This is a genomic window from Psychroserpens burtonensis DSM 12212 (genome assembly GCF_000425305.1).
Taxonomy (GTDB): Bacteria; Bacteroidota; Bacteroidia; order Flavobacteriales; family Flavobacteriaceae; genus Psychroserpens; species Psychroserpens burtonensis.
The window spans coordinates 126,705-132,704 of the sequence record NZ_KE384348.1; the positions used below are offsets into that span (position 1 = coordinate 126,705).

At 34.4% G+C, this 6,000-nt stretch carries 6 protein-coding genes and 1 tRNA gene; 2 read left to right on the forward strand and 5 right to left on the reverse strand.

Annotation, left to right across the window (positions count from 1 at the left end; all coding sequences use genetic code 11):
- Window positions 1-49: 49 nt before the first annotated feature.
- The 4 genes from H593_RS0118190 to proS all read right to left on the reverse strand — a co-directional run bounded on the left by H593_RS0118190 (window position 50) and on the right by proS (window position 2,576).
- Window positions 50-412: a hypothetical protein gene (locus tag H593_RS0118190; protein ID WP_028873726.1), complete on the reverse strand. Its 363-nt coding sequence runs from the start codon at window positions 410-412 to the stop codon at window positions 50-52.
- Between the two features lie 198 nt (window positions 413-610).
- Window positions 611-865, reverse strand: coding sequence for a 30S ribosomal protein S20 (rpsT, locus tag H593_RS0118195; RefSeq protein ID WP_028873727.1), 255 nt, complete (start codon window positions 863-865; stop codon window positions 611-613).
- A gap of 27 nt (window positions 866-892) precedes the next feature.
- Window positions 893-964, reverse strand: a tRNA-Glu gene (locus H593_RS0118200).
- Between the two features lie 133 nt (window positions 965-1,097).
- On the reverse strand, window positions 1,098-2,576 hold the full coding sequence (proS, locus tag H593_RS0118205) for a proline--tRNA ligase (RefSeq protein ID WP_028873728.1): 1,479 nt from the start codon (window positions 2,574-2,576) through the stop codon (window positions 1,098-1,100).
- A gap of 100 nt (window positions 2,577-2,676) precedes the next feature.
- Between proS and H593_RS19750 the strand changes: the two genes are divergently transcribed.
- Together H593_RS19750 and H593_RS0118215 are read left to right on the forward strand one after the other, a co-directional pair.
- Entirely contained in the window at window positions 2,677-3,732 is a 1,056-nt protein-coding gene (locus tag H593_RS19750; protein ID WP_051229827.1) for a dermokine domain-containing protein, read from the forward strand.
- Between the two features lie 39 nt (window positions 3,733-3,771).
- The gene (locus H593_RS0118215; RefSeq protein WP_028873729.1) at window positions 3,772-5,289 is read left to right on the forward strand and encodes an OmpP1/FadL family transporter; all 1,518 of its coding nucleotides are present in this window, start codon (window positions 3,772-3,774) and stop codon (window positions 5,287-5,289) included.
- Window positions 5,290-5,673: 384 nt separating this feature from the next.
- On the opposite strand, the gene H593_RS0118220 is transcribed toward H593_RS0118215, so the two are convergent.
- Window positions 5,674-6,000, reverse strand: a 327-nt coding sequence (locus tag H593_RS0118220) for a T9SS type B sorting domain-containing protein (RefSeq protein WP_028873730.1), incomplete at its 5' end; no start/stop codon positions are given.

The window sequence follows — 6,000 nt, forward strand, 5'->3', positions numbered from 1 at the left end:
ACAATAAGATAACCACGTTACTTTTAATGGTGGTTTACGCGACCTATTACTAGTAAGCCATTAAAAGCTCTTTGTATTCTTTTAAATCAGAAAGATTACCCTTATTATTAAGATTTCTTGGAAGCGCTATTAAATACTTAAGACTTTCTACGGGAGAAACATCTTCTGTTTGTTCAATATCATTTTCTTCATCCAACGGCTCATCGTTAAGAATAGGAATAAGAAATGATTGGTGTTCTTCTATATGCTCATAAGTATATCTCAATACTTTTACTAATAATGGCACTTTTTGCTCTATAGCATAGCCTCTTAATTCCTTGATATCGTCGACTAATGCATCAGAATTAATTCCTGTTTCATCAAGATTTTTAAGAATTTTATCGATTAATTTAATTGCTTGTGTATTTTCCAAAGGTGAAGATTATGTGAATAGTTAATTTTATACAAATTTATCTTTTTTTAAATCAAGTACAGAGCCTTTTTAATAATTTCCTAATTATTATTGACAATAACTTTTAATACTCATCCTAGTTAATTTTATACAAAAAATTTAGATTACAAAAAAAGCCTCTCACATGGAGAAGCTTACAATTGTAAAATTTAATTCTGTTTAGCTTAAAGCCGAGACATGCTTAGTTAAACTTGATTTTAAATTAGCTGCTTTGTTATCATGGATAACGTTGTTCTTAGCTAATTTATCTATCATTGAAATAACTGCCGGCAAGTAATCACCCGCGTCTTTTGCTGTTTCCATATCACGTAACCTTTTGATAGCACCACGCGTTGTTTTGTGTTGGTATCTGTTACGTAAACGCTTAGCTTCGTTACTTCTTATTCTTTTTAATGCTGACTTGTGATTTGCCATTGTTTTTTCTTTCTTGTTAAAAAATTGTAGCCCGTAGGGGAGTCGAACCCCTCTTACATGGATGAAAACCATGCGTCCTAGCCGATAGACGAACGGGCCATTTTATTTATTTCAATCGCATTTTAATAAATTAAAGTGCTTTTTAAATGAACAAGCAATTACTGATTGCGGATGCAAAAATACAACTATTTTTAAATGTTGCAAGACCTTATTAAACTTTTTTAAAAAAAATTTAATAAGCCTTAGCAAACAGCACTCTATTTGTTGACGGATTCCCAGTATATACACACTTTCCAGCCTCTTTTTTAACATCCATTGGAATACATCTAATCGTTGCTTTTGTGAGCTCTTTTATTTTTTGTTCAGTTTCTGCTGTACCATCCCAATGTGCAGAAATGAACCCTGTCTTAGTCTCTAATACAGTTTTAAATGTTTCAAAATCATCAACTTCAGTAGTATGAGTATCTCTAAATTTAATAGCTTTACTAAATAATTCGTCTTGAATTGTTTTCAAAAGCAATTCTACTTTAGACACAAGATCTGTCATTCCTATAACGTCTTTAGTTAAAGTATCGCGTCTTGCTAACTCAACAGTTCCATTATCTATATCTCTTTGTCCAATTGCAATTCGCAATGGCACACCTTGTAATTCATGCTGAGCAAACTTTGCTCCTGGTCTGTGCGTTGTTCTAGCATCAAGCTTACATGAAATACCAAGAGACTTTAATTCTTTGATGATACCCTTAGCTTTTTCTGTAATTACTTCTAATTGTTCATCTGTTTTATATATAGGCACAATAACGACTTGAAATGGTGCTAAATTTGGAGGTAAAACCAATCCTTTATCATCACTATGTGTCATAATCAAAGCTCCTACTAGACGTGTTGAAACTCCCCAAGATGTTGCCCAAACGTAATCTAGTTTGCCTTCATTATTCGTAAATTTAACATCAAAAGCTTTAGCAAAATTTTGACCTAAAAAGTGCGATGTTCCAGCTTGTAGAGCTTTTCCATCTTGCATTAATGCTTCTATACAATAAGTGTCTATAGCTCCCGAAAAACGTTCGCTTTCAGTTTTCACGCCCTTTATTACTGGGATAGCCATAAAATTTTCAGCGAACTCTGCATAAACATCATTCATTTGTTTAGCTTCTGCTACCGCTTCTGCTTTTGTGGCGTGCGCTGTATGACCTTCTTGCCATAAAAATTCTGCGGTACGCAAAAACAACCGAGTCCTCATTTCCCATCTAACCACATTGGCCCATTGGTTAATTAAGATTGGTAAATCTCTGTAGCTTTGAATCCATCCTTTGTATGTACTCCATATAATAGCTTCACTTGTAGGTCTAACGACAAGCTCCTCCTCTAATTTTGCTTCAGGGTCCACCCTCAGTTTCCCTGGATTATCCGGATCATTTTGTAATCTATAATGTGTAACAACTGCACACTCCTTTGCAAAACCTTCAGCGTTTTTCTCTTCAGCTTCAAACAAACTTTTAGGAACAAAAAGGGGGAAATATGCGTTTTGATGACCAGTTTCTTTAAACATGCGATCTAATTCGGCCTGCATTTTCTCCCAAATCGCATATCCATAGGGCTTAATGACCATGCACCCTCTAACAGCAGAATTCTCCGCCAAATCAGCCTTCACAACCAATTCGTTATACCATTTAGAATAATCTTCAGCTCTACTTGTAAGGTTTTTACTCATTTTTAATGTTTTGGCACAAAATTTGCGCATATGTTAAATAAATAAATAGTTCAGCAAAACTAACTATTTTTGTAATGTTCAACAATAAAAATCAATAGATATGCAATTAAGTAATTACATACAGACGAAATTTCCATTTTTTGTTGCACTAAGCTTTACGTTCTTATTAGCTTCTTGTGGTTCATACCAATATGTTGGTTATGACAGTGATGGTATTTACAATGACAACAACTCTAGAGAAAGGGTTGTTTATGAAGACGCAAGAGCAGTTCCTGCAGAGAGTCAGAGTGTCTATAAAGATTATTTCACTCAAAAATCCTTACAATATAGTGAAATACCAAATGATCCTAACGCCATATTTACGGATATAGACTCATACGAAGGTAACTATAGTGACGAAGCTTATGAAGATGAACAAGCTGGCCAAGCTGGTTGGGGACAAGCTAATGAAAATGTAACTATAAATTATTACGACAATGGTTGGAATAATGGCGGATTTGGAATGGGGTTCAATAATTGGGGCTGGAATGGTGGCTTTGGAATGGGATTCAACAATTGGGGCTGGAATGGTGGCTTTGGAATGGGATTCAACAATTGGGGCTGGAATGGTGGCTTTGGTAACGGTTTTGGATGGGGATTCAATAACTGGGGCTGGAACGGTGGTTTTGGTAATGGATTTGGATGGAACGGTGGCTTTGGTAATGGATTTGGATGGCATAACAATTTTAATAGAGGGAGAAACGGAATAGCGTATAACGCGGGCAGAAGAGGTTCTAATTTAGCAAATCGAAATGGTAATTACTCTAGACGTAATTCTTCAACTAATGTTTCCAGAAGATCATCATCTGTTAGAAATAATTCTACTATAAGAAATAGAAGAACTAATTCAACAGTAAGGCCTAGAAGTAGTAATTCAACGGTAAGACCTAGAACAACAAGACCAAGAAGTTCAAACTCTTCCGTGAGACCTAGAACATCTAGAACTAATAACTCTGTGAGCCCAAGAAGCAATAATAGAAGCAATTCGTCTTCTGCAAGAAGCTCAAGAAGCAGTTCTAGTAGATCTTCTTCTGCAAGAAGTTCGAGCGGTGGTTCTAGTAGATCATCCGGATCATCAAGATCATCAAGTAGAGGTGGCTCTGGACGCAGAGGATAATCTAGGTTTATTTAAATTATAATTTTACAAAATTTCAATATGAAAAAATTAACTATACTTGCTATAGGAGTGTTATCTGTGTCCAATATTATGGCTCAAGATATATCAGACGCGCTTCGCTATTCACAAGATGAAATACAAGGAACAGCTCGTTTTAGAGCTCTAAGTGGAGCTTTTGGAGCCTTAGGTGGAGATATGTCTGCTGTAAGTATAAACCCTGCAGGTTCTGCTGTATTCACTAAAAGTCACGCTTCTTTATCATTATCTAGTTTAAATGTTGACAACGATATATCTTATTTTAATGGCAGAAGTTCGTCCTCTGACTCTAAAATAGACTTAAATCAAGCTGGTGCAGCCTTTGTTTTTCAAAACACAAATGAATCTTCTTCTTGGAAAAAATTCGTCCTCAGTGTTGCTTATGATAAAACTGCTAATTATGATAATCAATGGTTTGCTTCTGGACGTAATGCAAATTCTATTGATGGATATTTTTTAGACTATGCCAACGGACTTCGATTGGATCAAATTTCTGCATTTCCAGGTGAAAACCTTTCTGATGCTTATGCTGAAATTGGATCTACTTATGGTTTTGGAAATCAACAAGCCTTCTTGGGATACGAATCATTTATCCTAGAACCAGGAACTGATACAGATGAAAACACACTTTATACCTCAAACATAGCTCCAGGAACATTCAATCAACAGTATGATTATGTATCTCAAGGTTACAATGGGAAGTTTAGCTTTAATGCAGCAACTCAATATGAAGACAAATTATATTTAGGAATTAATTTAAACACACACTTTATTAATTATGAAAGATCTACATTTTTAAACGAATCTAATTCTAATCAAGATTCTTTAATAACCAATGTTGGTTTTGAAAATAATTTACTCACTACTGGTAATGGTTTTTCATTTCAATTGGGAGCAATTTTAAAACTCACTAATGAGCTTAGAGCAGGTTTTACTTATAACTCGCCCACATGGTTTACAATTACAGAAGAAACGTCTCAAAATATCTCGACAGTTCAAAATGATGGAGACGGGAGCTTTTCTTCTTTTATCAACCCAAACATAATTAATATTTTTCCTAGCTATAGGTTGCTGTCTCCTGGAAAAATTACAGGAAGTTTAGCTTATGTTTTTGGCGAACAAGGTTTGATAAGTTTTGATTATTCTAGAAGAGATCATACGAATACAAAATTCAAACCAACCTCTGATCCTTTTTTTGCATCTCAAAATAATATCATGAATAACGTATTCAAAGTAGCAAATACTTATAGAGTTGGTGGTGAATATAAAATAAAACAAATTAGCCTTAGAGGGGGATATAGATTAGAAGAAAGCCCATATGCTGATGATTCTTTTTATGGTGATTTAACGGGTTATTCTCTTGGTATAGGTTATAATTTTGGTAATACAAAATTAGATTTAACCTATGATCAAGCTCAAAGAAATACCAACAATCAATTATATTCAGTCGGTTTAACCGATGCTGCGCTATTAGATACAAATAATTCTAATATTACCCTGTCATTAGGTTTTAACTTATAGTTAGAAAATAGTATTCTTTTCGGAAAAGTGCTAGACTTACGTTTAGCGCTTTTTTTATTATTAGCAGCTATAAAAGACCTTTAAAACAAAATTCAATTACTCTATCTTAAAACTACTAAAGTTCTATACAAAACGGTATTAGTGTTTAAAAATATTGTTTACAATATGGACTATCGCATAAGTTTGATTACACAAATTGTACTTGGAGATAAATATCATTCTATAGTACTCCTAATATCGAGTTAGTTAAATATAGTACTACGCCTTTAATAACTAATAAAGTTAACCTCCTATCTAAATAACAATAGAAATAGCTCTATTTTATAAAATCAAAAAAGGCCACGTCATTGTGACGTAGCCTTTTAAATATAATTCGTTTAATAGTTACCTTTTCAGGGTAAAATGGGCTTTAAATTCTTTACGGTCGCCTGTAATAGGCTCATTGTACTCTACTGCAAACCAGTAGTCGCTTGTTGGGAGTTGGTTACCGTTGTAGGTACCATTCCAGCCTGCTCCTGTTGGACTGAGTTGCTTGAGTAATTTTCCGTATCTGTCAAATATATAAATTTTTGCGTTTGGTTGACTATTTATTGCACTAATGTTCCATGTGTCATTATAACCGTCGCCATTTGGTGTGAAGAATTTTGGATAGTCCATGACAATAACGGTATCACTCCCTTCTCCGCATCCATTCTTGTCTCTCGCAGTGAC